This window comes from Rhizobium sp. AC27/96 (assembly GCF_001692325.1).
Taxonomy (GTDB): domain Bacteria; phylum Pseudomonadota; class Alphaproteobacteria; order Rhizobiales; family Rhizobiaceae; genus Rhizobium.
Window position 1 is genome coordinate 41,454 of record NZ_LXKN01000021.1, and the last position, 23,891, is coordinate 65,344.

The following is a 23,891-nucleotide window of genomic DNA, read 5'->3' on the forward strand; positions in this document are numbered from 1 at the left end:
TCGCCTGCGCGCCACAGACGATTTGACGCCTCTCTCATTCCAGTGGCGGCCGATCGGCCTGCGTTGGACCATCAGTGCCGCGCGATAGCGATATGAAGCGCCGGGCGATAAGCCAGCAGCCGAGCGCCCAGGTTGCCCCGGCGCACCAGCCGCCGAGAACATCCGTCGGGTAATGCACGCCGAGATAGAGGCGGCTCATGCCGATCATCAGCGTCAATAGAATGCCGACCGCGACGATGAAGAGACGGGTCGACCGATAGCGGCGGGTACCTGATATGAGGGCCGCCAGCGTCAGATAGGTCACCGCCGAGACCATCGCATGGCCGCTCGGAAAGCTCAGATCGTTCACTTCGACCAGATGCGGCACGATATCCGGCCGTGGCCTGGCAACCCCGAGCTTCAGCATCGTGCTCAGCGCCCATCCGCCAAGTACGGAGGCCAGCACGAAGATGGCGATGGCGCGCCGCCGGTCCAGCAGCAGATAGATCGTCACAAGCACCGTCATCAAGGTCAGCACCGTGGTGCCGCCGAGGCTCGTGATGTCCTTGACCGCATGGGTCAGCCATCCCGGCCCTATCGGAGTGGAGAGCTCATTCGGCTGGCGCAGCGCCAGCAGGATCGCCTCGTCAAACCCCTTCGTGCTTCCTTCGATAACTTCGCCCGTCAGATAGACGAACAGAAGAATGCCGCCAGAAAGGGCGGCGAACATCACCAGCAACAGCGGCTCGTAGCGGCTCACCCATCCCATTATGCCGGATCTTTGCGGTTCTTGACCGTTCATGCTCTCAAACCTGCCTGCCGTGCCTTCATGGGACCGCTTTGCGTCGCCGGATCGATCCAGCCCTGTTCTAGGTCTGTCCGCAAGGGACATTGGCTATCTAGAGCATTTTCGCTCTTCTTCGAATAGCGAAGCGCTCTATCTCCTTGTTTGTACGCATTCCGGACGGAAAACCGCTGCGCACTTTTCCTGGAAATGCTCTATTGATGAAATCGACGACGGCCAACAGCGACGGATAAACAATCGGACTGCGGTCGTTGCCCGTTGTTTTCAGGTTCATGAAATGTTGTGCCTCTATTGTCGCCCGCACCCCCGGCGACCATCGACGGCGGCAGGGGCCTGTATGTCCATGCCGGGGAACCGCTCGATTGCCAGCAAATGAACAGGACGAGACCGTCGCCTCCAGGCAACGATCCGGGGAATCCGACAGCGGCCGCGGCCGATCATCCGCAAATGGTGCAAAAGGCTCCACCCGTCAGTCTGCCGTAATGTTTGCCGTTAAAATTTTTGCTATTTTCGGAAGCTTGAGCTGTGATAGTAGTGCCGCAAGGGCGATCAGGGATCGGGTGTTGTCAGAGTGTTAAGTGTTGGGACATCTTTTTCCGGCCGGCTGATGGCCATTGCCGGCCTGGGCCTTTGGGCTGGAGCCGCCATCCTTGCATTTCCGGTGTCTTCCATGGCGGAAGATGCCGCAAAATCCACATCCGATACCTGGGTCGTGACGCTTGGCGCCACCGTCGAGTATGGACCGAGTTACGAAGGCTCGAAGCATTATACTTTCGGCGCCCTGCCCTCTTTCGACATTCATCGCCTCGGTGAGGCCACGGAATACAGCGCTCCCGACGATAATTTCGACTATGGCCTTTTCGATTTCCACGGTCTTGAAATCGGGCCTGTGGTCGGCTTGAGAGATGACCGCTTCGACCTCAACAATCTGCAGCTGCAGAGCCAGCGCAAGGTCCGCTGGAATTTCGACGCCGGCGGCTTCGCGCAATATTGGCTGATGGAAAATCGGCTCCGGTTTCGAACGGAAGTGCGCCAGTCCCTGTGGGGCGGTGACGGTCTGGTCGGTGATTTCGCGCTCGACTGGTTTCAGCCCCTTGGCGACAAGTGGCTCCTGTCCGCCGGACCGCGCCTGTCGATGGCAAACTCCGTCTATATGCGCAGCAATTTCGGCATTTCGGAAAGCCAGGCCGCAAGGAAGGCTCACATTGGCGCCTTCGATGCCGAAGCCGGCGTGAAATCGGTTGGCTTCACGGTGGCGGCAAGCTACACGATCTCGCCCGAATGGAGCGTACAGGTCTACGAGAAATATAACCGCCTGGTCGGCGACGCCGCGGATAGTCCGATCACCTCGCGGTTCGGCTCATCCGACCAGAACATTATCGGCTTTACCCTCAACAGAACCTTCAACGTCAATTTTTGAGGCGCTGCGCGCTTCATGATCGGCGATATAGTTCCGCGTCAGCGGGATGATGTCGTTGCGCTTGGCGATCTGGATCTGGAAGACGACGAGATCCTCGTAGCGGAAGGCCGCCTCGGCCGTGGAAAGATAGTATTCCCACATGCGGCAGAAACGTTCGTCATAGAGCTCCGCGACCTCGCCCCAGCGCGCCATGAAGCGCTCTCGCCAGCATTCGAGCGTCTTCGCATAATGCAGCCGCAGCACTTCAACGTCGGTGACCGTAAGCCCGGCCGCCTCGATTTCCGGAATGATCTCGGAAAGGGCGGGGATATAGCCGCCCGGGAAGATATATTTGTCGAGCCAGGGCGTCGTGAAGCCTGGGGTCGCGGAGCAGCCGATGGTGTGCAGCACCATGATCCCGTCATCCTCAAGCAGCTCGGCGCATTTGCGGAAGAAGGTGCGATAGGATGCCAGCCCGACATGCTCGAACATGCCGACCGAAACGATCCTGTCGAAACGGCCGGTCAGGCTGCGATAGTCCCTGAGCGCGAACTGTACTTCCGCCGGCGTTCCGCCGACCTTTTCGGTCACGCGTCTCGAGGCATATTCGTGCTGTTCTTCGGAAAGCGTGACGCCGAGGACATAGCCGCCGGGCGCGTGCTCGGCCAGATGCAGCCCCAGGCCGCCCCAGCCGCAGCCGATGTCGAGAATGCTGTTGTTGGGCTCGATCAGGAGCTTGGCGGCAAGATGCCTTTTCTTGGCAAGCTGCGCCTCCTCCAGCGACTGGTCGGCATGCTCGAAATAGGCGCAGGAATATTGCCGGTCCGGATCGAGGAACAGCTCATAGAGCCGGCCATCGAGATCGTAGTGATGCGCGACATTGGTCTTCGAACGGCCCGGCAGATTGCGGTGGCGAAAGATCCGCAGCCTGGTTCTGATATCGTCGATAATGCGGGCGATGAGCGGATGCGTGCTGTTCTGCGCCTCGCGCAGCATCATCGCCACGAAGTCGTAGAGCGTGCCACGCTCCACGATGAAACGGCCGTCCATATAGAGTTCGCCAAGCAGCCTGTCGGCGTCGATCAGGAACGCCCATTCGGCACGATCGTCGGTGAAGCGGACATGGACGGGCTCGCCCGTGCCGTCGCCGAATGTCAGGACGCGGCCGCTGGCCGTCGTCACGGTCAGTGCGCCGCGCGTCACGATGGAAGACACTCCACGTCTAACACACCAGTCCACCAGGCCGGAGAAAACACCTGTACCGCTGCCGTTGGGACGGCTTTCAGCTTGTTGATTGGACATCATCGATCCTTGCCTGCGCCCGTGCGCAATCCATCGCGCTTGGCGTCCCAGTCGCCACGATCTTCCGTTTCCACGTTGGCGCCGGCAATCAGCCAGACACCCGTCAGGATCAGGCCGCTGCCGATCACCTGCAATGCAACCACCCGCTCGCCGAAGACGAACCAGCCCGTCGCGATGATCAGCACGTAGCTGATGCCCGAAAGAGGAAAGGCGCGGCTGAGATCGAGCTCGGCAAGCACATTCATCCAGATGAAGAAGGTGACGACCTCCACGGCGATCGCCGCCAGTATCCAGTAGGAGGAAAGCGCCTGCCACAACCAGGCCTCCATGCCCTCGCCGTTCAGTTGCTCCGCACCCAGCTTGATGAAGAACTGGAATAGAGTGTTGAGCACTGGCACGGCGAGCCAGGAAAGACGCATAGGCATTACGAACCCGCCTCGTCTGTCGAGAACAGCGGCGACACCAGCCGCAGCAGCCTCTGAAGGAAAGGGTTGCGATGACGGAAGAACATCGCATTGGCGGTCAGCTTGCTGCCGAGACGTATCTTGTTCTCGTAATAGGCCTGGCCACTCTGGTAACGGCTTATGCCATGCTCCAGGCAGTAGCGCAGGTTGGTGAACCAGCTGAGGAAGTAGAGATTATAGGGCCGCCCCTTGTCTCCTTCCATGCAGAAGAACTTGTCGATGGCGATGCGATCGTCATGCACGATCAGATTGGCGGCAAGCAGCTGGTCTTCGACAAAATAGAAGGCGCAATAGGAGCGGCCACTCATGCGGGTAAGAATTCCCTCGAAATATTCGGGGGTAAGCTCCTCGAACTGCCAATCGCTGCGATTGCGCGTATCGTGGTAGAGCGCCACCACCTGCGGCAGGAATGATCCGAAATCCGTCCTGATCTCCACCCGCACCTGTTCGAAGGACTTCAGCTTGCGGCGCATATCCTTGCGGGTGCCGGCGGAAAGCTTGCCGAGATATTCGTCGATCGTCTTGAAATCGATGTCGAGCCAGGCCGTCGGCAAGCCACCGATCGAGGCATAGCCATGCGTGGATAGCGGTGCGGCAAACTCGGTCGAGAACTGTTCGGGAATATCCTTCAGCCCGACCAGCGCGCAACGCTCCGTCGCGGCAAACTGTTCGAAGAAGGACAGCATTTCGGTAAACAGCAGGCTGCGGCGCTCGTCCGGCACATCCGGATGAAAGCCGATCGCCCCCGTCTCGGTGCAGGGTGAGCCCAGGCAGGCGAGGCGCAGCTTCAGGAAATTCGGGAAATAGCGCTGCACGCGGCGCACGGACCGGCGCAGGAAACCTTCTTCCAGCGTCGTGTCCAGAGCATAGAGGCAGAGAAAGGCCGGCATGGCGGCACTGATGCGCCCGTCCTCGACGACGGTGATATACCGCCATTCGAAGCCCTCGATACCGGCTTCCTCGATCGCAAGCAGGCAATCATAATCTTCGACCTGCCCATGAAAACAGGCATTCCACGCATCGCGGCCGATCGCGCGGATGCTGAAATGAACTTCCGTCACCGGATTGGTTGGCGGATTGGGCACAAGCTTAAGCAGCGGCTGCGACATGACGCGCCTCAAAGAAATCCGCGGTAAAATCAGCCACCTGGCGATGCTGTCGATCCACATGGATCATATGATAGCTGTCCTTGATCCACTTCAGCTCGTGCGGGCTGCCAATGTGATCGGAAATGTAACGGGCATGCTTCGGGCTGGCGAGATCATCATCCTCGGCATGCAGGATCAGCGTCGGCGTCTGCATGTCGGGCAGCTTGCCTCTGAGTGTCTTGCCCAGCCGGTGCATCTCGACCAGGCCCTTGCCGGGAAATCGTTCCAGAACGCCCTCGCTCGCCATGCCTTCGATCAGCCGCCGCATCCGCTCGTCCTTGATCCCGAGCGAAGCCGTCTCGCTGAAGCTCAGGCGATCAAGGAAGGGCACGCGCGACAGCCAGCCGATCTGCGATGCCAGAAGCGGGTAGTAGAAAGGAACATCCCAGCCGTCATAGCTGAAGCAGGGCGAGTAGATGGCCACCGCGCCGATCTTGCCCGGCTGCTGCTCGGCGGCCAGCATAGCAAGCTTGCCGCCAACGCAGATACCGGCGGCGAAGACTTCCTGCGTCCTTGAGGCCAGCAACGCCGATGCTTCGACGACACTTTCAAGCCAATCCTGCCAGCGCGAGCCGCGCAGCGTCTTGACGTCGACGCCGTGACCGGCCAGCAGCGGCGCATAGACACTGTAACCCCTGCGATTGAGGTGACGGGCAACCAGCTTCATTTCGGCCGGCGCCCCCGTCAACCCATGCACGAGGAGAACGCCCTTGCCGTTTGAGCCTTCCATGAAGAAGCTCAACTCATCAGCTTTCATGAGACAGCTCCGACTGCCGGTTTTCCTTGGCCATGAAGCCAAGCGCATGGCAGGTGCTGATCACATGCGTGCCGGCCTTTTCCTGCTCGTCCTTGATCTGCTCGTGCAGTGTCGGCAGCTTCGTCCAGTGGGTGCGAGGCCGATAGTGGTGTTCGGCATGATAGCCATTGCCGAACCAGAGCCAGTTGTAGAAGGGCTTGTGGCTGGAAACGCCCCAGGCGATCGGCTCGTCCGGATCGCCATGCAGGTGCTCATAGTAGCCGTTCAGCGACGACAGGCAGTTGCCGATATAATAGAAAGGCACGAAGAACAGCACGGCCTTCCAGTCATAGATCAGCGCGAGCGCCGCAAGACCCAGGAAGAAGAAGAGCTCGAACCGGCCCCAGGCCGCATCGAAGGGGCGGCGGCGGGCGATGGCCTTGTGGATGTCGCCGAGGCTGTCGCGGAAGAAACTCAGCAACGTGTAGGACCAGACATTCTCGGGCTGGCCGTCACGGCCGTGACGATAGATCGACAGCAGATCGACGGTATCGCCCTTTTCATCCGGCCGGTCGCTGTTGCCGGAATGATGGCGCATATGCACCCAGTGATAATAGGTCTGCGAGAAGCCGATCGCGACGGATTCCAGCAGGCTGAAGGCGTAGTTCATCCAACGCGCCTTGAAATAGGGCGTATGAATGAAATTGTGCGAGATGCTGTTGATGTTCCAGGAGATCGACACGGCATAGAGGCAGCCGAGAATCACGGAAACCCACAGCGGACGGCTTTCGAAGCCGACGATCAGATAGACATCGAAAGCGAGATGCGCGACGGCAGCCAGTACCGGCGCGACATCCCATCTGGAGTGCGCAAAGATTTTCATAGTCCGGTAACTCCCACACAGGCCACGCCAGCGGTCACGAAGAACACGCCCGTCGCGTGACGTAGGTTGATGTTTTCCTTGAAGATTACGGCCCCGGCAAACACGATGACGACATAGCTCAGCGCCATAAGGGGAAAGGCGATGGTGAGCGGTACGCGCTCGAGCACTGCCGTCCAGGCAAAAAGCTCGACAGCCCAGAACACAATGCCGAGCCAGGTCACGGGCTTGGCCAGCGCCGAAAGCAGCGCATGCTCGTTGGCCGACTGCTTGAAGCAGACCTCGCGCGCGGTCTCCGCCAGCACGCAGAAGAGTATGAGCCCAAGCATGGGCAGCGTCAGGCTACCTGTCATTCCATATACTCCGCCAGCACTTCCAGCAGCGCGTGATTGGCGGCGCTGTTGATGTTTCTGGTCGTTTCGGCACCCTGCCGGATGCGCGGCTGGTCGATCAGGATCTCGGCCCGCTTCATCAGCTTGGTGCGCAGGCTGCCAGCATAACTCGGAACAGAATAATCCCCGATGACATCCGCACCGATGATGCGATGGCGGCTGCCGATTTCGCTGATCAGGGCCAGAAGATAGGGCAGCCGCATGCGGCCCTGGTCCCAGTTCGTCACGGCGTCATCCGCCGCCAGAACATCCTTGTCGATCGTCACGTAAACCGCTTCGGTACGAATGCGGCTGAGCATGCGGTCGATGAAATTCTCTTCGCCGATCTCCGCGATCGATTTCCAGTGCAGAGCGCCCTTTTCCTGCCGGTAGCTGGCGCCGGTGCCATAGTCGGCAAGAACGCGGCTCGGCGGATGCTCGTAAGGATAAAGCTCGAGCTTGCCCTCGCCGAGCCAGTGGAGGTTGGCTCCCTTGCGCTCGGGGCTGCGAAGATCGCTGCTGCAGACGCCGATGGTAATGACCTTCTGGATATTGGCATTGGCAAGGGCACTGTTGACCCAGGAACCGCAATGCAGGCCGCCGTCGAAGGTCACCCAATCCGGATGGTTGTCGAAATGGATCAGCGTCGCGGGGCCAGGCTGACGTTCCAGCGCGCCATCGAGGAGCATCGCCGTGATGTGATGGAAGTCGCCGGACCCCATGAAGCAGAGCTGCGGGTCCTTACCCGTCGCAGGCGTATTCTTGACGATTTCGCGGCTGAGATTGGCCAGGGCATTCTGCTTGCCCCAAAGCCGGACCTCACGCCCCGCATCCTTGTCGAAATACTGGTGCGCGCCGGCAAACTTGCAGGCGCGCACGAAATCCGGCTGCAACTCCAGCGCATCATCGAGATGAAGAAGCAGGAGTTGCAATCTCTTATCTCCGGGCAGCGCGCGTCAGAAGCTGATCGAGCAGGTTAAGTGCCAGATCGATCTCTTCGCGGGTGATGAGCAGGTTCGGCGCGAAGGTGATGACGTTCTTGTGGTAGCCGCCGACATCGAGCACGAGGCCGTATGTCTTGCCGCCGACCTGAAGATCGCCCTTCATGCCCTCGTCGCACATCCAGTCCATCGTCGCCTTACTGGGCGTGTAGCTGTCTTCCTCGCAGATTTCCATGCGCAGCGCGAGGCCGAGGCCATCTACTTCGCCGACAATGGCGTGGCGCTTCTGGAGCTGCTGCAGGCCGTCGAGGAAGTGAGCGCCCTTCTCCATGATGGCGGCGCCGAAATCTTGCTCTTCCAGCATCTTCATGGTTTCGAGCGCGACTGCCGTTCCCATCGGGTTGCTGGCGAAGGTCGAATGCGTGGAGCCGGGCGGGAAGACGGTCGGGTTGATCATTTCTTCCTTCGCCCAGACGCCGGATAGCGGGTTGAGGCCGTTGGTGATCGCCTTGCCGAAGACCAGCGCATCCGGCGAAACGCCGAAATGCTCGATCGACCACAGCTTGCCGGTGCGATAGACGCCCATCTGGATTTCGTCGACGACGAGCAGGATGCCGTGATCGTCCAGAACCTTCTTCAGTTCCACGAAGAAGTTCATCGGCGGAATGACATAGCCGCCCGTGCCCTGGATCGGCTCGATATAGAAAGCGGCATATTCGGACTTGCCGGCCTTCGGGTCCCAGACGCCATTATATTCGCTCTCGAACAGGCGGGCGAATTTCTGGACGCAGTAATGGCCGTATTCTTCCTTCGACATGCCCTTCGGGCCACGGAAGTAATAGGGGAATTCGACGAACTGGGCGCGGTCGCCGAAATGGCCGTAGCGGCGGCGGTAACGATAGCTCGAGGTGATCGCCGAAGCGCCGAGCGTACGGCCGTGATAGCCGCCCTCGAAGGCGAACATAAGGCTCTTGCCGCCGGTGTAGTTACGCACCAGCTTCAGCGAATCCTCGACGGCCTGCGAACCGCCGACGTTGAAATGAACGCGGCCCTTGTGCCCGAACTTGCGCTCGGCGTCCTGCGCGATCATGGCTGCAAGCTCGACCTTCTCGCGGTGGAGATACTGCGAGGCGACCTGCGGCAACACGTCGAGCTGGCGGTGAGCCGCAGCATTCAGACGCTCGTTGCGGTAGCCGAAGTTGACGGCGGAATACCACATCTGCAGATCCAGGAATGGCGTTCCCGTACTGTCATACACGAAGGAACCTTCGCATCCTTCGAAGAATTTCGGCTTGTCGGTATAGTGAACGGTATCGCCATGGGAGCAATAGACTTCCTCAAGCGCGCGCAATTCTTCTTCGGAGCGGACGGACTCGGTCACGCCGCTGAAGGCTTCGGCTACATTCGTTTTCATTCAATGCCTCTCGGTCAAATTCACGCTGTCTTGAAATGCGGCAGCGCACGGGAGCGTCGCTCGACGCTCGGGAGAACGGCTTCCATCTTTGGAAGCAGATCGGAAAAGTCTTCGAAACCGACATAGGGAATGTCGTTTTCTTCGCAGTAGTCGACGAGCTTCGCCTTCGCGAACACGAGGTCGACCTTGTCGGAAACGCAGAAATCGCTTCGCCCGTCGCCGATATAGACCTGGAGGTCGTTGCTATCGACAACACGACATTTGCAGACGCCGGCGCCGGATACGCAGCCCGTCGCCTGAAACGGCGGGAACAGCGAATAGGCCTCGCGGCCCTGACTGACGCTGCAGGTCAGCACATTGGCAACGATCGGGAGGCCGTCGATACCGTGACGCGCCAGAATCCGGCGAATGAAATAGTCGACGCCATCACTGACGACGGTCACGGGCAGTTCGCCTTTGCGGCAATAGGACAGGAAGCTTTCGAAACCCGGATCGATCGACACCGTGTCGAGAAATTGATCGAGTTCCGTCCTGCTGGCCTGAATGAGAGCGATCTGCCGGCGCATGCACTCGCCGGAACCGATCTGTCCCTGCTTCCAGAGCCGCTCGATGTCTTCCCACTCGGAACCGGCGAAACGGGTTAACACCATATCCGTCGCGTCTTCGATGGATATGGTTCCATCAAAATCGCAAAACACCTGCATGAAAATGCCCTTTCGCCTTATCCTAAGTTGCGTCTAACAACCTCGGATGAGCCGGGCATGAGCGGAAAATGAAGCGAGAATGAAAAACGATGAGAAGTTGATTTATTAGTTTGCCAGCAATCTCAGGTCTACTTGGAGACCCTTGCTCCAACGCGGCGTGGAAAGCTCTACCGTCGCCGAAAGCCGGTCCGCCGTATCGGCGACGATGGCAAGCCCAAGCCCGGCGCCTTCGCTATGAAGCGTGTTGAGCCGGTAGAACCGCTGGAACACCGCCTCCCGCTCATGCAGAGGGATACCAGGCCCGCTGTCGCTGATCGAAACCTGGCCGAAACCGTCTTCCGACGAGATCGAGACCCTGATCTTGCCGCCGACAGGCGTGTATTTGATGGCGTTGTCCAGAAGGTTGGTGACCAGCAAACGCATCAGCGATTCGTCGGTCTTGACCTCGACCTTTTCGTCGCCCTCCAGCACCACGTCGAGCTCGCGGCTCGTGATGATGTTGCCGAATTCGGCAAGCACGGACGCAACCAGATGATAAACCATGACCGATGTCGGATTAAGAGGGTGATGGCTCACCCTCGCCAGCCGCAGCAATTGCTCGATCAGGTGCGTCGCGTGGTTGTTGCTGGCGACCAGGTCGGCGACGATCGCCTGCCGCTCGTGCTCGTTGTCGCTGTTTCCAAGCATCTGTAGCAGCAGCTTCACGCTGGCCTGCGGCGTGCGCAGCTGATGCGCGGCCAGATCCGAAAAGCGCCGTTCGAGCGTCAGCGACTGGGCAAGCTTTTCCAGCAATTGATTGATCGAGCGGCCGAGCGGAAGCAGGTCGCGCGGCAGCCCTTCGACCGGGATTGCCGAGAGGTCGTCGGGCGATCGGGTGCGGATCTGCCGCACCACCCCGTGGATCGTGCGCAGGCCGCTGTTGATGCCGAGCCAGATAAGAAAGCCGATGACCGGCACGAGCATCAAAAGCGGAAAGAAGAGATTGAGCAGGATATTGGAGACGAGCGTTTCGCGAAGCGCGATCTTTTCGCCAAGCTCGATCACGATGGTCGTGTTCGGGATCGGCAGCGAATAGACGCGCCAGTCCTCGCCGCCATAGACCAGGGTGGTGAACCCTACCTTCTGCTGCGGTACGTCGGAGAGAAAGGCCGTGCTACTGTAGAAACGGATATTGCCGTCGACCCAGGCGCGAAACATGTGCGCATCGGCATAGTCATCGGCGTCCTCGTTGAAGGCCAGCTGATTGTCCATGTTGAAGTCGATGTCGTCGATCTGCTTTGCCCCATGCCCTGGATTCTTCTCCAGCGGACGGCGCAGCAAGCTCCAGATGACGTTCGCATCGTCGATCAGCTGGGCATCGTAGATATTGTTGATTTCCCGCGTCGCGCTGTTGAAGGCAAAGGCGGCAATCACGACGATGGTCACGACGACGACCGGTGCGATCCGGAGAAACAGGTTGCGGGTAAGAGTGGAATTGTTCATCGCTCGATCATGTAGCCGACGCCGCGGATCGATTTGATGAAATCGGTGCCGAGCTTCTTGCGCAGATTATAAATGGTCACTTCGATCGTGTTGCTCTCGACGGTATTCTCGGCGTCGTAAAGCGCATATTCAATATCGTTCTTCGTGACATAACGGCCGCTGCGTTCCATCAAGAGCTTCAGGAGATGGAACTCCTTCGCTGTCGTATGTACCTGCGCATTGGCCTTTCGCGCGACCATGGCCGATGGATCGACCTCGACATCGCCACAGCGAATGACGCTTTCGGTCCTGCCGTCACGCCGGCGAATGAGCGCGCGCAGGCGTGCCAGCAATTCATCCAGATCGAAGGGCTTGACCAGATAGTCATCCGCGCCTTCATCCAGGCCCTCAACCTTCTGGCGAACCGAATCGAGCGCCGTCAGCAACAGCACCGGCACGGAATTGCCGCGCTGGCGGATGCGGCGCAACACTTCCATGCCGCCGAGCTGCGGCAGATTGATATCGAGCACGATCGCCGCGAAGTGAGAATGCTGGGCCGCCTCGAGACCGGATTCACCATCGCGCATCCAGTCTACGCCATAGGCATGCTTCTCCAGCGCCTTCTTGAGCGATGACCCGAGAATATTGTCGTCTTCAACTAGCAAAACACGCACGATCGACCCCATTTAGCCGAGAAATTCTGTCGTCGATGTGGGCTGCAATTGGAGCGGCCTTGTGGCAAAGCTATGACGGATCATTTCCACCGGCAAGGGCCGCGAAAAAGCGTGCTGTCCCGGCAGGCGCCCGAAGCTGCTCCGGAAAGATCCCAGGCCGCAATCTCATCCCTGCGCGGCGGTCAGGCACTCGGCCAGATAGGCGGCCGCCGGGCTGGTTTCGAGCGGCTGCAATAACCCGATCTCGCGGTGAAAGGTTGCGTCGCCGAGCGACACCATGCGCACTGACGGTATATCTGGCAGACCGCCATCGATGATCGGCAGAAGCGCCACCCCGAGCCCGCGCCCGACCAATGCCGCCATGCCGGCTATGTCGTCGATCTCCATCGCCTCATTGGGATCGATCGATTGCGAACGCAGGAACCGGTCCACCTGCCGCCCTCCGAAAGAGCTGCGATCATACCGGATGAAAGGCTGCTCGCGCAGCAGCGCCCGCCAATCGTCACCCCTCAGTTGTTCGGGAACTGCCAGCATGTAGGGCTCGCGCAAGAGCGGCCGCCAGACGAGATTTTTCGGCAGGCCATAGGGAGGTTCGATCAGCACCGCCAGATCGAGTTCGCCGGCATCGAGCAGGTCGAGCAAATGCAGGGAGACACCGGGAACAATGCGAAGGTGATATCTCGCGAACCGCTGCCGAAACGGCACGAGCGCGCGGGCAAGAACCGCCGATTGAACCGAAGCTATGGCGCCGATGCGCAGCTGCCCGCCAGAGCTCTCGTCGGTCGGGTCAGTGATATGCTCGAACATTGCGATGATGCCCTTGGCACGCTCCAGGATGCGCAGTCCCGCCGCATTCAGCGTGGCGGAACGGCCGGTCCGCTCGAACAACGTGACGCCAAGCCGCTCCTCCAGCCGTTTCATTTGACCGCTGACGGCCGCTTGCGTCAGCCCGATCCGGTCTCCCGCAGCGGCAAACGTTCCGAAACGGGCAACGGCAACCAGTGTTTTAAGCTCGGGAATCATGATTCATCATTTTTCATTGATCTCAGCTTCACAATATACAGTTTTTCATCGGAAAAAATGTACCTTAATCATTGCTGCATCGAATTCATGCACCAGGAGCCGATCATGAGCGCAGCACCTCTTCACCCCTTCCATCTCGCCTTTCCCGTCCACGATCTGGCCGCGGCCCGCGCTTTCTATGGCGGCGTGCTTGGCTGCTCCGAGGGCCGCAGCTCGCCCGACTGGATCGACTTCAACTTTTACGGCCATCAAGTCGTCGCGCATCTGGCGCCGGGGGAAACCGGCGAAGTGGCAGCCAATGCCGTTGATGGTCACGGCGTCCCCGTGCGCCATTTCGGCGTCGTTCTGTCTATGGAAGAATGGGAGGCCGCTGCTGAAAAGCTGACGAAAGCCGGCATAGAGTTCGTCATCAAGCCCTATATCCGCTTCCGCGGCGAACCCGGAGAGCAGGCAACCATGTTCTTCAAGGATCCGAGCGGCAATGCCGTCGAGATGAAGGCCTTCGCCGACATCAACAACCTCTTCGCCAAGTAACGACTAAAGGCTAGCGATATGGGCATCTGACCGCAGGCATGCCGCCGGCCCAGATGCTCATATCCAGCGGTACTGTCTCTAGCTCGCAGTACCGCCGTCCACCGGACGATCCGCCATCAGCTTGTGCATCGCTGCTTCGAGCACATCGAAGATCCGAGGATCGGTCGATTGCGCGACATTGAAGCGAATGAAACGCCCGGCCATATCCGACACACTGAAGGCATTGCCGGGCGCAACGATGATACCTTCGGGAAGGCAGACGCGCGCGACATCGGCAGCATCCAGCCCCTCGGGCAGCCGGCACCAGAGGAACATGCCGGCCTGTGGCTTTAGCCAGGGAACGATGCCGATGGCCTCCAGCCGCGCCGCCACCTCGTTCATGGTCTTGGCAAGCCGCATCCGCAATGCCTCGATATGCTTGCGATAGCTGCCATCCTTCAATGCGAGATAGACGAGTTCGGCCGACAATTGCCCGCAGCTGAAGCTGCTGGCGACCTTGAGATCGACCAGACCGTCGATCCAGTCCGGCCTCGCGGCAATGAAGCCGCAGCGTATCGAGGCTGAGAGCGTTTTCGAAAAGCTGCCGATGTGGATCACCCGGTCGAGCCCATCATAGGCGGCCAGCCGTGGCGCCGGGACATCCTCGAAATCGGCAAAAATATCGTCCTCGATGATGATCAGTTCGGAAGCCTCGGCCAGTTTCAACAGGCGATGTGCGGTCACAGGCGAAAGCGCCGCGCCCGTCGGATTATGAATGGCGGAATTGGTGACATAGAGGCGCGGTCTGTGCCGCTCCAAAGCCTGGCCGAACAGCTCGACATCCGGCCCCGTGGGCGTGAAAGGCACGGAGACGATGTTGACGCGATGGGCGCGCAGCAGTGCATGGAAATTGAAGTAGCAGGGATCGTCCACCAGCACGGTATCGCCAGGCTCAAGCAGAAAGCGGCAGAGAAGATCGATGGCCTGTGTGCCGGACTCCGTCAACATGATCTGATCCGGACGCGCCGCTATGCCATGTTCGCCCAAACGCCTCGCCAGCAGCTGCCGCAACGGCGGCAGGCCAAGCGGCGTTCCATAATTGGCGAGCGCTCCCACATCCCCGCGCGCCAGCGTCCGCATCGCCCGACGCAAGGCCGCCTGTGGCAGCCATGACGGCGGCAGCCAGCCGCAGCCGGGCTTCAGCATGTCATCGCCAACTTCGAGCGATTGCCGCGAGATCCATAGCGGATCGACATTGAGATCCGACCTTGCCCCGCTCTCGGACAGCGAAAGCGGCGGCAACGGACCGCAGACATAGAAGCCGGAACCCGGCCGGGAGCGGATGACACCCTCGGCGGCAAGTCGCTCATAGGCCTCGACGACGGTGGAAACCGAAACTTGCATGGTCTTGGCGAAGCTGCGCACCGATGGCAATCGTGCCCCGGGCGTCAGGTTGCGGCCCGCGATCCGATCCGAGATCGCCGCCATGACCCCTTCGATCCGCGTGACGCCGGCGATATTTTTTACCGACAGATCATCCATCCGTACTGCACCCATAACCATAACAGTTCATGCAAATTGTACTGTACTGTCTATGGCTTGCCTCGTCAAACTCGCCGATACCAGCCAAGACGAAGAAGGAGCATGTGCAATGGACAAGACAACAACGGGTTGGATCTACGGGATAACCGGGGTGGTGATCTTCAGCGGATCGCTTCCGGCGACGCGGGTGGCAGTGATGGATTTCGATCCGCTATTCTTGACCGTCGCCCGGGCCGTCATCGCCGGCCTGCTGGGTCTGTGCCTGTTGCTCGCCTTTCGCGAAAAGCGCCCGGCCCGCGGCGACATCGTATCACTCGCGATCGTCGCGCTTGGCTGCGTCATCGGTTTTCCCCTGTTGACGGCGCTGGCGCTCAAGCACGTCACGTCGGCCCATTCGATCGTCTTCATCGGGCTACTGCCGCTTGCGACTGCCATCTTCGGGGTGCTGCGTGGCGGCGAACGACCACGCCCGGCCTTCTGGATATTCTCGGCCATCGGCAGCGGGCTCGTCAGCGGCTATGCACTTGCGCAGGGCGTCTCGGCATCGCCAGTCGGCGATCTCCTGATGCTCGCAGCCGTTCTTGTCTGCGGGCTCGGCTATGCCGAAGGTGCGGTTCTGTCGCGCCGGCTCGGCGGCTGGCAGGTCATTTGCTGGGCGCTGGTTCTGTCCCTCCCTGTCACCATCGCGCTCTGCATCGCCACCATGCCGCAAACCATCGCCGGCATTGGCGAGCCGGCCTGGCTTGGCCTTACCTATGTTTCGCTGTTCAGCATGCTGATCGGCTTCGTCTTCTGGTATCGCGGCCTGGCGCAGGGCGGCATTGCAGCCGTCGGGCAATTGCAGTTCCTGCAGCCCTTCTTCGGCTTCGCGCTTGCCGCACTCCTGCTCAAGGAGAGCGTCAGCTGGTCCATGCTTGTCGTTACCATCGCCGTCGTCGGCTGCGTCGCGGGTGCCAGGAAGTTCGCACGCTGACGCCAGTATCAGTGCAACAGCAGGCCGCTTGATCTTCTAAACTGATTGGTCCATAAGATACCAATCGGTTTAGAAGGAGCACATCATGCCGACCCCGCTTGTCCCGCCTTTCACACTTGAAACCGCCGTCGCCAAGGTCCGCATGGCCGAAGATGGCTGGAACAGCCGCGATCCCGAGCGGGTCTCCAAGGTCTATACGGAAGACAGCCAATGGCGGAACCGCGCCGAATTTCCGCGCGGCCGCAAGGAGATCGTCGAATTCCTGAGGCGCAAATGGGCAAGGGAGCTTGATTACCGGCTGATCAAGGAACTCTGGGCCTTCGAGGGCAATCGCATCGCCGTACGCTTCGCCTATGAATGGCGCGATGACAGCGGCCACTGGTTCCGCTCCTACGGCAATGAGAATTGGGAATTCGATGCCGACGGCCTGATGCAACGCCGCTTTGCCTCGATCAACGACATGCCGATCAGGGAAGAAGACCGGAAGTTCCATTGGCCGCTCGGCCGGCGCCCGGACGATCATCCCAGCCTGTCCGATCTCGGCCTCTAGATGCCGCGAACCATCTTCGAAAAGCCCGACGCCATCGCCCTTGTGGCCGAAGTCTTTCGCGAACTCGGCTATGAGGGCGCGTCGATGAGCAACATCACGGCGCGCACCAAGCTGTCGAAGGGCAGCCTCTATCACTTCTTTCCCGGCGGGAAGGAACAGATGGCGGCCGAGATCATAGCCCATATCGACGCCTGGTTCGTGGTGGACATGTTCAAACCGCTGGAAGAAGGGGAACCTCGCGCCGCCATCCGCACGATGTGGGAGACGGCCGACAGGTATTTCCGCTCCGGTCGCCGCATCTGCCTGATCGGCGCTTTCGCACTGGACGAGACGCGCGATCGTTTCGCGATGGCCATTCGCAGCTATTTTCAGCGCTGGATCGAGGCGCTTGCCGGCGCACTGACGAGAGCGGGCCTGACCGGCATCGAAGCACAGGCACTCGCCGAAGAAGCCGTCGTCGGCCTCCAGGGGGCTCTGATGCTTGCGAGAGCACTTGGCGATGAAGCAGTCTTCGGCAGAATATTGGAGCGGCTGAAGCAACGGCTGGAAACCGCACTCGGCTAGGCCGTTTAAGCCACCCGAATCACCGCGCGACAAATGCCCTTCCCGTTAACGAATAGGGCCGGACGAAGCGTAATCCATACCCGATATGATCGAAATTCGCCTCCAGACAGCATTTTTGGCCCTCTGGGTTGGGGATGACCGCCCCCACAACCCGCTGATATTAAAGAATCCTCCATAAAAGTATGGCATTGTTAATCATGTTTGATTTGCAACTATCCAAGCTTCCATGTTCAGCAGGCAATGGGAGCATCGAGGAGATGGATAGAAGATGCTGCAGCAGGTAAACGAAACTGACGACGCCCTGATCGATCGACTGCAACGTTCCGCATTCGATTATTTCATGCTTCACACCAACCCCGAAAACGGGCTGGTCGCCGATACCTCGATCAAGACGAGCCACTGCAGCATTGCCGCCGTCGGCTTTGCGCTGTCGAGCTATCCGGTCGCCGTCGAGCGCGGATGGATCAGCCGGGCCGAGGCCGCCCAGCGCGTACTGACCACGCTCGATTTCTTCGCCGACAGCCAGCAGGGCACCGAGCGTGGCGCCACCGGTCATCGCGGCTTCTACTACCACTTCCTCTACATGCAGACCGGCAAGCGCGCCTGGAACAGCGAGCTGTCGACGATCGACACCGGGCTGCTTCTGCTCGGCGTACTGACGGCTGCTGCTTATTTCAACGGAAACAGCCAGACCGAACGGGATCTCCGCAAGCAGGCGAAATTTCTCTACGAGCGCTGCGATTGGCACTGGGCCCTGAACAGGGGACCGACGATCAGCATGGGCTGGAAGCCGGGAAGCGGCTTCCTGCGCTGGCGCTATCAGGGCTATGACGAGGCGATCTTCCTCTACGTGATGGCGCTCGCCTCGCCCACGCATGCCATCCCGCCCTCGAGCTACGACGCTTTCGCCTCGACCTATACCTGGATGATGTTCAAGGATACGCCCTTCCTCTATGCGGGGCCGCTGTTCATCCACCTGTTCTCGCATGCCTGGATCGACTTCCGCGGCATCAGCGACAAGCATGTCGCGGACAAGGGCATCGATTACTTCCGCAACACGCAGACGGCGATATCCGTGCAGCGCGACTATACCGAGCGCAATCCCGGCCATTTCGTCGGTTATGGGAAGGATATCTGGGGCCTCTCGGCCTGCGATGGCCCGAACCCCACGGGCACGAAACATAGCCAGCGATATAGCCCGAAAGTCTTCGGCTATGCCGCGCGCGGCGCACCGCTTGGACCGGATGACGGCACGATCGCGCCCTGGGGGCCGCTCTCCTGCCTGCCCTTCGACCGCCAAGCCGCGCTCGACGGCACCAAGGCGCTGCTGGAAACCTATCCCAACCTGCTGCTCGACGGCCGTTTTCCCGGCGGCTTCAATCCGAGCGTCAAGGGTCCCGGCCCGGAAGGCTGGGTCGACGACCGCTCGGTCGCCATCGACCAGGGCCTGCTCGTCATGATGATTGAAAATGCCCGCACCGGCATGATCTGGGACCTGATGCGCCAATCGCCGATCCTTCGCCACGGCCTGGAACGCGCAGGCTTCACCGGCGGCTGGCTCGACGAGAAGCAGGCAACGCCCGCCATAGCGTGAACTTGATCCTCGGTAGTTGTCAGGCATCCTCGTCTACATGGCAGCGATGTGCCTGGCCCCTCACCCTAGCCCCGCAAGCGGGGCGAGGGGACGATCGAGCTAAACAACTATCCTCCTCGCACTAGCGCAATGATTAGCGCGGTAACTCCCTCGCCCCGCTTGCGGGGAGAGGGCTGGGGTGAGGGGCCGTGTGTGAAAGCCCGGCAAAACCTAACTCACCCGACTATAACCTTCGGCGCCTCAAAGCCCCTTAATCGCCTCGATCACCTCGTCCTCGACGGAAATTCCCTCCGTCAAGGCCGTTCGTCGCGAGCTCTGACCGCGCCGGCCGGGCAGGCGCACATTCGGATCACGGCTGATCTCGCTTGCCAGCAACGCTAGCCGCTCTGCGCTATTAGCAACGCTCATCGCCGCCGGGTTGATGGCGATGATCGTGTGGCCGAGCGCCGGCGGCGCGCCCTTGTCGTCGAAGAGCGAAGAGGATTCGAAAGAATAGTTGGCACCAGTGAGGCCGGCGGCCAGAATTTCCACCATCAGCGCCAGCGCCGCCCCTTTCGAATCGCCGGCCGGGATCATGGTGCCGGCCAGCGCTTCTTCGGCATTGGTGGTCGGCTTTCCCTCGCGGTCGAAAGCCCAGTCGGCGGGGATGGGAGCACCCTTCTGCCGCGCCGCCATCACCTTGCCGCGCGCCACTTTCGACAGTGCAAGATCGATCACGATCGGATCATCGTCCGGCAATGGCGCGGCAAACGCGACGGGGTTGGTGCCGAAGACCGGCGTCTTGCCGCCCCAGGGCGCCATCGACGCCGGAGCATTGGCAACCATCAGCGCCACCAGTCCCTGATCGGCGAAACGTTCCACCGTAAGGCCCATGACACCGGCATGATGCGAGCGGCTGATGGCGGCAAGCGCGATCCCCTGTTCGCGAGCGATATCAGGAAGTACTGCAACGGCAAGATCGAGCGCCGGATAGGCATAGCCATTGCCGGCATCGATGCGCAGCACGGCGGGAAAGGGTCGGCTCATCTGCGGCACGGCGAAACCATCGGTCTTGCCGGCCTTGGCTTGCCCGGCATAGGCGAGGACACGACGCAATCCATGGCCACCCTGCCCGGCAGCTTCCGCCGCCACGAGCGCGACGGCCACCGAGCGAGCATTGCCAGCGCTCACCCTGCTGCGCTGCAGCGCCTCCACGACCAGCGTTTCGGCTTCGGCGAGCGACATATGCATGGAGCGAGACCTTGAAAATGCAAAGGGAACGAAGGTGTTCTACGCCTTCGTTCCCCTCACCGCAATGCAGCAAAATATCAGCTATTCGACGTCGAACTTGACGCCCTGCGCGAGTGGTAGGGAGCAGCCGTAATTGATGGTGTTGGTCGCCCTGCGCATATAGGCCTTCCAGGCATCCGACCCCGATTCGCGGCCGCCGCCCGTTTCCTTCTCACCGCCGAAAGCACCGCCGATTTCGGCGCCGGAGGGACCAAGATTAACATTGGCGATGCCGCAATCGGAGCCACGCGACGAAACGAAAGTCTCAGCCTCGCGCATGTCATTGGTGAAGATCGAGGACGACAGGCCTTGCGGCACGGCATTATGCAGCGCCAGCGCCTGGTTGAAGTCGCTATATTTCATCACATAGAGGATCGGCGCGAAGGTCTCCTGCTCGACAGGGCCAGTCTGCTCGGACATTTCGACCAACGCCGGACGAACATAGAAGGCATCGGCGGAGCCATTTTCAACGCGATCGCCGCCCGTGATCTTGCCGCCAGCCGCCTTTGCAGTGGTAAGGGCCGCCTGCATCCTGTCGAAAGCATGCCTGTCGATCAGCGGACCGACAAGCGTTCCCGCCTCCAGCGGATTGCCGATCGTCACCGAGCCGTAGGCCTTCCGTAGGCGCGGCACCAGCTGATCGTAGACGCTGTCGTGAACGAAGAGCCGCCGCAACGTCGTGCAGCGCTGGCCGGCGGTGCCCATGGCCGAGAACGCGACGCCGCGCAAGGTCAGGTCGAGATCGGCCGATGGGCAGACGATCGCGGCATTGTTGCCGCCGAGTTCGAGGATGGCGCGGGCGAAACGGCCGGCGAGACGCGGGCCGACGGCGCGGCCCATGGCTGTGGAGCCAGTCGCCGATACCAGCGGCACTTGGCGGTGATCGACCAGCAGCTCGCCGAGATCGCGTCCGCCGATCAGAAGAGTCGAAAGATTGGCCGGCGCCTCGCCGCCCTCGGCGACGTAGCGCTTCAATGCCTTTTCGAACAGGGCCTGCACGGCAAGCGCCGTCAAAGGCGTCTTTTCCGAAGGCTTCCAGATGGTGGAATTACCGCAGACTATGGCAAGCGCCGCATTCCACGACCAGACGGCAACGGGGAAGTTGAAGGCAGAGATGATGCCGATCGCACCCAGCGGATGCCAGCTTTCCATCATCCGGTGTTCGGAGCGCTCCGTGGCGATGGTCAGGCCGTAAAGCTGTCGCGAGAGACCGACGGCGAAATCGCAGATGTCGATCATCTCCTGCACTTCGCCGAGACCTTCGGAGGTGATCTTGCCGACCTCGACGGAAACCAGGCGGCCAAGCGCGGCCTTGCCGGCCCGCAGCTCTTCGCCGAGCAGGCGGATCAGCTCGCCGCGCTTCGGCGCCGGCACGTCGCGCCATGCGAGAAACGCTTGGTGCGCCTTGTCGATTGCAGCCTTCGCTTCGCCGGCCGAATGCTCCTTGAGCCGGCCGATCTCCGCCCCGGTCACCGGAGAGGTGACGGCGAGTGTACCGCCGGTATAGCGGTCGGCTGAAACGCCGAGTTCCGTCAAGATCGCCCTGGTCTCGGCAGCAAGATCTGATGTCGCGGTCATCTCGTTTCCTCTTCCTGTGATGGTGGTTTTTTGTGGTTTTAGACCCTAGCGCCGACGAAATGCGCAGCCTGGGCGCCGACCTCGTACCAGATTTCCTTCGCCGCCCTGAAGCTTGGCTCGACGACGTCGGTCACCGGCAGCGGCAGATCGGCCTCGGAAATCTGCCCGAGGATGTGCCCGGCAAGCACCTTGCCGAACACGGTGCCCGGCGCAATGCCGCGGCCATTATAGCCGGAAAAGCCGACGACATTCTGCGCCAGCTTGTGGAAGCGCGGCAGCGCATTGTCGGTCATGCCGATCTTGCCGTACCATTCGCATTCGAAGGGAATATCCCCAAGCTGCGGGAAGAGCTTTTTAAGGGAGCGCCGGGCCCAGCTCTTGTGGATCGCAAGGCCGGTATTCCGTAGCGCCCCGACGCTGCCGAATACGAGCCGGCCGGCCTGATCCATGCGGAAGGACGAGAGCACTTCCTTGGTGTCCCAGGCCCCCTCGCGGCCAGGCAGTACGGATTTACGCAAGTTATCGCCGAGCGGCACGGTGGCGAAATTGAAATAGGGAAGATGCACCTGCTCGTTTCGTACCTGCTCCCACGGACCGGTGCTATAGGCATCCGTCGCAACGACGATCCAGTCGGCGGTGACCTTGCCGCCATCGGTCGAAACCACCCATTTTGCGCCGTTTCTTTCCGTAGAAATCACGCGGCTGCCGGTATGAACGGCGACACCGGCTTTCACCACGGCATGCGCCAGGCCGCGCGCATAGGCAAGTGGCTGGAGGGTGCCGGCGCGCATGTCGAGCAGCGCGCCCGCATAGGCGGAACTGCCGACGCGGCGCTCCGTTTCACGCGCGTCCAGTACGGTGACTGGCGCACCGCGCTTGCTCCACTGGCGAGCCCGCTCCTCGATCTCTTTCAGGCCTTCCGGCCCGACGGCGCAATGCAGCGTGCCATTGCGCTCCAGCTCGCAGGCGATGCCGTGCTTGTCGATCAGCTCCATGACAAGCTTCGGCCCATTGCCGAGAAGGTCAAGAAGCCGTTCGCCGTGAACGGCGCCAAGCTCGCCCGGAAGATCGTCCGGCATCACCCACATGCCGGCATTGATCAGGCCTACATTGCGCCCGGCTCCGCCGAAGCCGATCTCATTGGCCTCCAGCAACACGACATTGCTGCCTGCTTCGGCAAGATGCAGCGCTGCCGACAAGCCGGTATAGCCACCGCCCACGATTACGACATCCGCGTGGACATCGCCCGAAAGCGGCAATGTCGCCGGCGGCAGCGGGGCGGTCTTTTCCCAAAGACCATGGGAGCGTGGGTCATTCAGCATGAAATCGGTCCATTCGACGAAGGCAATCGCGCTAATCTAGCGCCACGCCCGCCATTGCGGAAGCGGCAAGAACGACATCCGGTGGACAGAGCATGATGCCAAAAAGTGTGATCGGTTTTCGGACGACATCATGCTCCACGTCTTTGGTTCCGGAGCGGCTTCAGATTTCAGGTGGAACAGACCTAGAATCATCCGCTCTGGAGAAAAACTTGCATGGCGGCAGCGCTTTCGGCCATTATAGAGAAAATGCCGGCCGCCATCGTGGCCGCAGATAAAAGCACGTCGCCATCGCGGCTGCGGTCAGAAGCAGGACAATCTCATGAAGCCCATTTTCGTTCAGCTCCAATGCGCTCCCGGCAGGACCTACGAAGTCGCCGACGCGATCTACCAGACGGAGCTGGTTTCGGAACTCTATTCCACCAGCGGCGAATACGACCTGCTGCTGAAGGTCTATATCAAGGACGAGCAGGATATCGGCATCTTCATCAACGACAACATCGCCAAGATCCCCGGCATCGTCCGCTCGCTGACGACGCTGACATTCCAGGCATTCTAAGAGATCCGGCATTTATCGCGGCTGAATCCGGGTTCAAAAATCGCCCCTCACCCCAACCTTTTCCCCGTTTTGACGGGGAGAGGGAGCTCACTGAGCCTCATGGCCGTGGCACCATCGCGCTGCAAACCT

25 protein-coding genes are annotated in these 23,891 nt (G+C 60.6%); 7 read left to right on the top strand and 18 right to left on the bottom strand.

Annotated features, from left to right (window positions below; all coding sequences use genetic code 11):
• Positions 1-34: 34 nt before the first annotated feature.
• Positions 35-781 carry a phosphatase PAP2 family protein gene (locus A6U86_RS19380; RefSeq protein ID WP_068394499.1) on the bottom strand — a complete coding sequence of 249 codons (747 nt, stop codon included), beginning with the start codon at positions 779-781 and terminating at the stop codon, positions 35-37.
• Between the two features lie 97 nt (positions 782-878).
• Complete coding sequence (locus A6U86_RS35230; protein WP_141683751.1) at positions 879-1,058, bottom strand: hypothetical protein; 180 nt, start codon at positions 1,056-1,058, stop codon at positions 879-881.
• A gap of 333 nt (positions 1,059-1,391) precedes the next feature.
• Here A6U86_RS35230 and A6U86_RS19385 point away from each other — a divergent pair, with 333 nt between their 5' ends.
• Complete coding sequence (locus A6U86_RS19385; RefSeq protein ID WP_068394501.1) at positions 1,392-2,204, top strand: MipA/OmpV family protein; 813 nt, start codon at positions 1,392-1,394, stop codon at positions 2,202-2,204.
• Here A6U86_RS19385 and A6U86_RS19390 read toward each other — a convergent pair.
• From A6U86_RS19390 to A6U86_RS19445, 12 genes are all read right to left on the bottom strand, one after another.
• Positions 2,145-3,485: a cyclopropane-fatty-acyl-phospholipid synthase family protein gene (locus A6U86_RS19390; protein ID WP_068394588.1), complete on the bottom strand. Its 1,341-nt coding sequence runs from the start codon at positions 3,483-3,485 to the stop codon at positions 2,145-2,147. The two genes, A6U86_RS19385 and A6U86_RS19390, sit on opposite strands and share 60 nt — an antisense overlap.
• Positions 3,485-3,910 carry an EamA family transporter gene (locus tag A6U86_RS19395; protein WP_068394504.1) on the bottom strand — a complete coding sequence of 142 codons (426 nt, stop codon included), beginning with the start codon at positions 3,908-3,910 and terminating at the stop codon, positions 3,485-3,487. The genes A6U86_RS19390 and A6U86_RS19395 overlap by 1 nt, the downstream gene beginning before the upstream one ends.
• Positions 3,910-5,058, bottom strand: coding sequence for a GNAT family N-acetyltransferase (locus tag A6U86_RS19400; RefSeq protein ID WP_068394506.1), 1,149 nt, complete (start codon positions 5,056-5,058; stop codon positions 3,910-3,912). Before A6U86_RS19400 ends, A6U86_RS19395 begins: the two co-directional genes overlap by 1 nt.
• Positions 5,039-5,854 (bottom strand): carboxylesterase, encoded by an 816-nt coding sequence (locus tag A6U86_RS19405; protein ID WP_068394508.1) that lies wholly within the window; start codon positions 5,852-5,854, stop codon positions 5,039-5,041. Before A6U86_RS19405 ends, A6U86_RS19400 begins: the two co-directional genes overlap by 20 nt.
• On the bottom strand, positions 5,844-6,716 hold the full coding sequence (locus A6U86_RS19410) for a fatty acid desaturase (RefSeq protein WP_068394510.1): 873 nt from the start codon (positions 6,714-6,716) through the stop codon (positions 5,844-5,846). Before A6U86_RS19410 ends, A6U86_RS19405 begins: the two co-directional genes overlap by 11 nt.
• Entirely contained in the window at positions 6,713-7,066 is a 354-nt protein-coding gene (locus A6U86_RS19415; protein ID WP_068394513.1) for an EamA family transporter, read from the bottom strand. The genes A6U86_RS19410 and A6U86_RS19415 overlap by 4 nt, the downstream gene beginning before the upstream one ends.
• Positions 7,063-8,016, bottom strand: coding sequence for an arginase family protein (locus A6U86_RS19420; protein WP_068394515.1), 954 nt, complete (start codon positions 8,014-8,016; stop codon positions 7,063-7,065). Before A6U86_RS19420 ends, A6U86_RS19415 begins: the two co-directional genes overlap by 4 nt.
• A 4-nt stretch (positions 8,017-8,020) precedes the next feature.
• Positions 8,021-9,439 carry an aspartate aminotransferase family protein gene (locus A6U86_RS19425; protein WP_068394517.1) on the bottom strand — a complete coding sequence of 473 codons (1,419 nt, stop codon included), beginning with the start codon at positions 9,437-9,439 and terminating at the stop codon, positions 8,021-8,023.
• A gap of 20 nt (positions 9,440-9,459) precedes the next feature.
• The gene (locus A6U86_RS19430) at positions 9,460-10,143 is read right to left on the bottom strand and encodes an MtnX-like HAD-IB family phosphatase (protein ID WP_068394519.1); all 684 of its coding nucleotides are present in this window, start codon (positions 10,141-10,143) and stop codon (positions 9,460-9,462) included.
• 105 nt (positions 10,144-10,248) lie between these two features.
• Positions 10,249-11,625, bottom strand: coding sequence for a HAMP domain-containing sensor histidine kinase (locus A6U86_RS19435; RefSeq protein WP_068394521.1), 1,377 nt, complete (start codon positions 11,623-11,625; stop codon positions 10,249-10,251).
• On the bottom strand, positions 11,622-12,278 hold the full coding sequence (locus A6U86_RS19440) for a response regulator transcription factor (protein ID WP_068394590.1): 657 nt from the start codon (positions 12,276-12,278) through the stop codon (positions 11,622-11,624). The genes A6U86_RS19435 and A6U86_RS19440 overlap by 4 nt, the downstream gene beginning before the upstream one ends.
• Before the next feature lie 165 nt (positions 12,279-12,443).
• A complete protein-coding gene (locus tag A6U86_RS19445; protein WP_068394523.1) occupies positions 12,444-13,301 on the bottom strand; it encodes a LysR family transcriptional regulator in 858 nt (285 codons plus the stop codon).
• Between the two features lie 105 nt (positions 13,302-13,406).
• On the opposite strand from A6U86_RS19445, the gene A6U86_RS19450 reads away from it, so the two are divergent.
• Complete coding sequence (locus A6U86_RS19450) at positions 13,407-13,835, top strand: VOC family protein (protein ID WP_068394592.1); 429 nt, start codon at positions 13,407-13,409, stop codon at positions 13,833-13,835.
• A 78-nt stretch (positions 13,836-13,913) separates the two neighbouring features.
• Here the strand turns inward: A6U86_RS19450 and A6U86_RS19455 are convergent, their stop codons facing one another.
• A complete protein-coding gene (locus A6U86_RS19455) occupies positions 13,914-15,356 on the bottom strand; it encodes a PLP-dependent aminotransferase family protein (RefSeq protein WP_068394526.1) in 1,443 nt (480 codons plus the stop codon).
• Positions 15,357-15,465: 109 nt separating this feature from the next.
• Between A6U86_RS19455 and A6U86_RS19460 the strand changes: the two genes are divergently transcribed.
• The 4 genes from A6U86_RS19460 (at position 15,466) to A6U86_RS19475 (ending at position 19,037) form a co-directional block, all read left to right on the top strand.
• Positions 15,466-16,329 (top strand): DMT family transporter, encoded by an 864-nt coding sequence (locus tag A6U86_RS19460; RefSeq protein WP_068394595.1) that lies wholly within the window; start codon positions 15,466-15,468, stop codon positions 16,327-16,329.
• Between the two features lie 85 nt (positions 16,330-16,414).
• Entirely contained in the window at positions 16,415-16,879 is a 465-nt protein-coding gene (locus A6U86_RS19465; protein ID WP_068394528.1) for a nuclear transport factor 2 family protein, read from the top strand.
• Positions 16,880-17,443, top strand: coding sequence for a TetR/AcrR family transcriptional regulator (locus tag A6U86_RS19470; protein ID WP_068394530.1), 564 nt, complete (start codon positions 16,880-16,882; stop codon positions 17,441-17,443).
• Between the two features lie 268 nt (positions 17,444-17,711).
• Positions 17,712-19,037 carry a glucoamylase family protein gene (locus A6U86_RS19475; protein WP_068394533.1) on the top strand — a complete coding sequence of 442 codons (1,326 nt, stop codon included), beginning with the start codon at positions 17,712-17,714 and terminating at the stop codon, positions 19,035-19,037.
• Positions 19,038-19,277: 240 nt separating this feature from the next.
• Here the strand turns inward: A6U86_RS19475 and A6U86_RS19480 are convergent, their stop codons facing one another.
• From A6U86_RS19480 to A6U86_RS19490, 3 genes are all read right to left on the bottom strand, one after another.
• Positions 19,278-20,267 carry an Ldh family oxidoreductase gene (locus A6U86_RS19480; RefSeq protein ID WP_068394535.1) on the bottom strand — a complete coding sequence of 330 codons (990 nt, stop codon included), beginning with the start codon at positions 20,265-20,267 and terminating at the stop codon, positions 19,278-19,280.
• Between the two features lie 81 nt (positions 20,268-20,348).
• Positions 20,349-21,884 carry an aldehyde dehydrogenase family protein gene (locus A6U86_RS19485; RefSeq protein WP_068394537.1) on the bottom strand — a complete coding sequence of 512 codons (1,536 nt, stop codon included), beginning with the start codon at positions 21,882-21,884 and terminating at the stop codon, positions 20,349-20,351.
• 38 nt (positions 21,885-21,922) lie between these two features.
• Positions 21,923-23,206: an FAD-binding oxidoreductase gene (locus A6U86_RS19490; RefSeq protein ID WP_068394538.1), complete on the bottom strand. Its 1,284-nt coding sequence runs from the start codon at positions 23,204-23,206 to the stop codon at positions 21,923-21,925.
• Between the two features lie 319 nt (positions 23,207-23,525).
• Between A6U86_RS19490 and A6U86_RS19495 the strand changes: the two genes are divergently transcribed.
• The gene (locus A6U86_RS19495; RefSeq protein WP_068394540.1) at positions 23,526-23,762 is read left to right on the top strand and encodes an Lrp/AsnC ligand binding domain-containing protein; all 237 of its coding nucleotides are present in this window, start codon (positions 23,526-23,528) and stop codon (positions 23,760-23,762) included.
• Positions 23,763-23,891 lie beyond the last annotated feature (129 nt).

Excerpts from the sequence above, each read along its gene's own strand:
- A6U86_RS19380 (WP_068394499.1), bottom strand. The coding sequence starts at position 781 with ATGAACGGTCAAGAACCGCAAAGATCCGGCATAATGGGATGGGTGAGC.
- A6U86_RS35230 (WP_141683751.1), bottom strand. The coding sequence starts at position 1,058 with ATGAACCTGAAAACAACGGGCAACGACCGCAGTCCGATTGTTTATCCG.
- A6U86_RS19385 (WP_068394501.1), top strand. The coding sequence starts at position 1,392 with ATGGCCATTGCCGGCCTGGGCCTTTGGGCTGGAGCCGCCATCCTTGCA.
- A6U86_RS19390 (WP_068394588.1), bottom strand. The coding sequence starts at position 3,485 with ATGTCCAATCAACAAGCTGAAAGCCGTCCCAACGGCAGCGGTACAGGT.
- A6U86_RS19395 (WP_068394504.1), bottom strand. The coding sequence starts at position 3,910 with ATGCCTATGCGTCTTTCCTGGCTCGCCGTGCCAGTGCTCAACACTCTA.
- A6U86_RS19400 (WP_068394506.1), bottom strand. The coding sequence starts at position 5,058 with ATGTCGCAGCCGCTGCTTAAGCTTGTGCCCAATCCGCCAACCAATCCG.
- A6U86_RS19405 (WP_068394508.1), bottom strand. The coding sequence starts at position 5,854 with ATGAAAGCTGATGAGTTGAGCTTCTTCATGGAAGGCTCAAACGGCAAG.
- A6U86_RS19410 (WP_068394510.1), bottom strand. The coding sequence starts at position 6,716 with ATGAAAATCTTTGCGCACTCCAGATGGGATGTCGCGCCGGTACTGGCT.
- A6U86_RS19415 (WP_068394513.1), bottom strand. The coding sequence starts at position 7,066 with ATGACAGGTAGCCTGACGCTGCCCATGCTTGGGCTCATACTCTTCTGC.
- A6U86_RS19425 (WP_068394517.1), bottom strand. The coding sequence starts at position 9,439 with ATGAAAACGAATGTAGCCGAAGCCTTCAGCGGCGTGACCGAGTCCGTC.
- A6U86_RS19430 (WP_068394519.1), bottom strand. The coding sequence starts at position 10,143 with ATGCAGGTGTTTTGCGATTTTGATGGAACCATATCCATCGAAGACGCG.
- A6U86_RS19435 (WP_068394521.1), bottom strand. The coding sequence starts at position 11,625 with ATGAACAATTCCACTCTTACCCGCAACCTGTTTCTCCGGATCGCACCG.
- A6U86_RS19445 (WP_068394523.1), bottom strand. The coding sequence starts at position 13,301 with ATGATTCCCGAGCTTAAAACACTGGTTGCCGTTGCCCGTTTCGGAACG.
- A6U86_RS19450 (WP_068394592.1), top strand. The coding sequence starts at position 13,407 with ATGAGCGCAGCACCTCTTCACCCCTTCCATCTCGCCTTTCCCGTCCAC.
- A6U86_RS19455 (WP_068394526.1), bottom strand. The coding sequence starts at position 15,356 with ATGGATGATCTGTCGGTAAAAAATATCGCCGGCGTCACGCGGATCGAA.
- A6U86_RS19460 (WP_068394595.1), top strand. The coding sequence starts at position 15,466 with ATGGACAAGACAACAACGGGTTGGATCTACGGGATAACCGGGGTGGTG.
- A6U86_RS19465 (WP_068394528.1), top strand. The coding sequence starts at position 16,415 with ATGCCGACCCCGCTTGTCCCGCCTTTCACACTTGAAACCGCCGTCGCC.
- A6U86_RS19470 (WP_068394530.1), top strand. The coding sequence starts at position 16,880 with ATGCCGCGAACCATCTTCGAAAAGCCCGACGCCATCGCCCTTGTGGCC.
- A6U86_RS19475 (WP_068394533.1), top strand. The coding sequence starts at position 17,712 with ATGCTGCAGCAGGTAAACGAAACTGACGACGCCCTGATCGATCGACTG.
- A6U86_RS19480 (WP_068394535.1), bottom strand. The coding sequence starts at position 20,267 with ATGCATATGTCGCTCGCCGAAGCCGAAACGCTGGTCGTGGAGGCGCTG.
- A6U86_RS19485 (WP_068394537.1), bottom strand. The coding sequence starts at position 21,884 with ATGACCGCGACATCAGATCTTGCTGCCGAGACCAGGGCGATCTTGACG.
- A6U86_RS19490 (WP_068394538.1), bottom strand. The coding sequence starts at position 23,206 with ATGCTGAATGACCCACGCTCCCATGGTCTTTGGGAAAAGACCGCCCCG.
- A6U86_RS19495 (WP_068394540.1), top strand. The coding sequence starts at position 23,526 with ATGAAGCCCATTTTCGTTCAGCTCCAATGCGCTCCCGGCAGGACCTAC.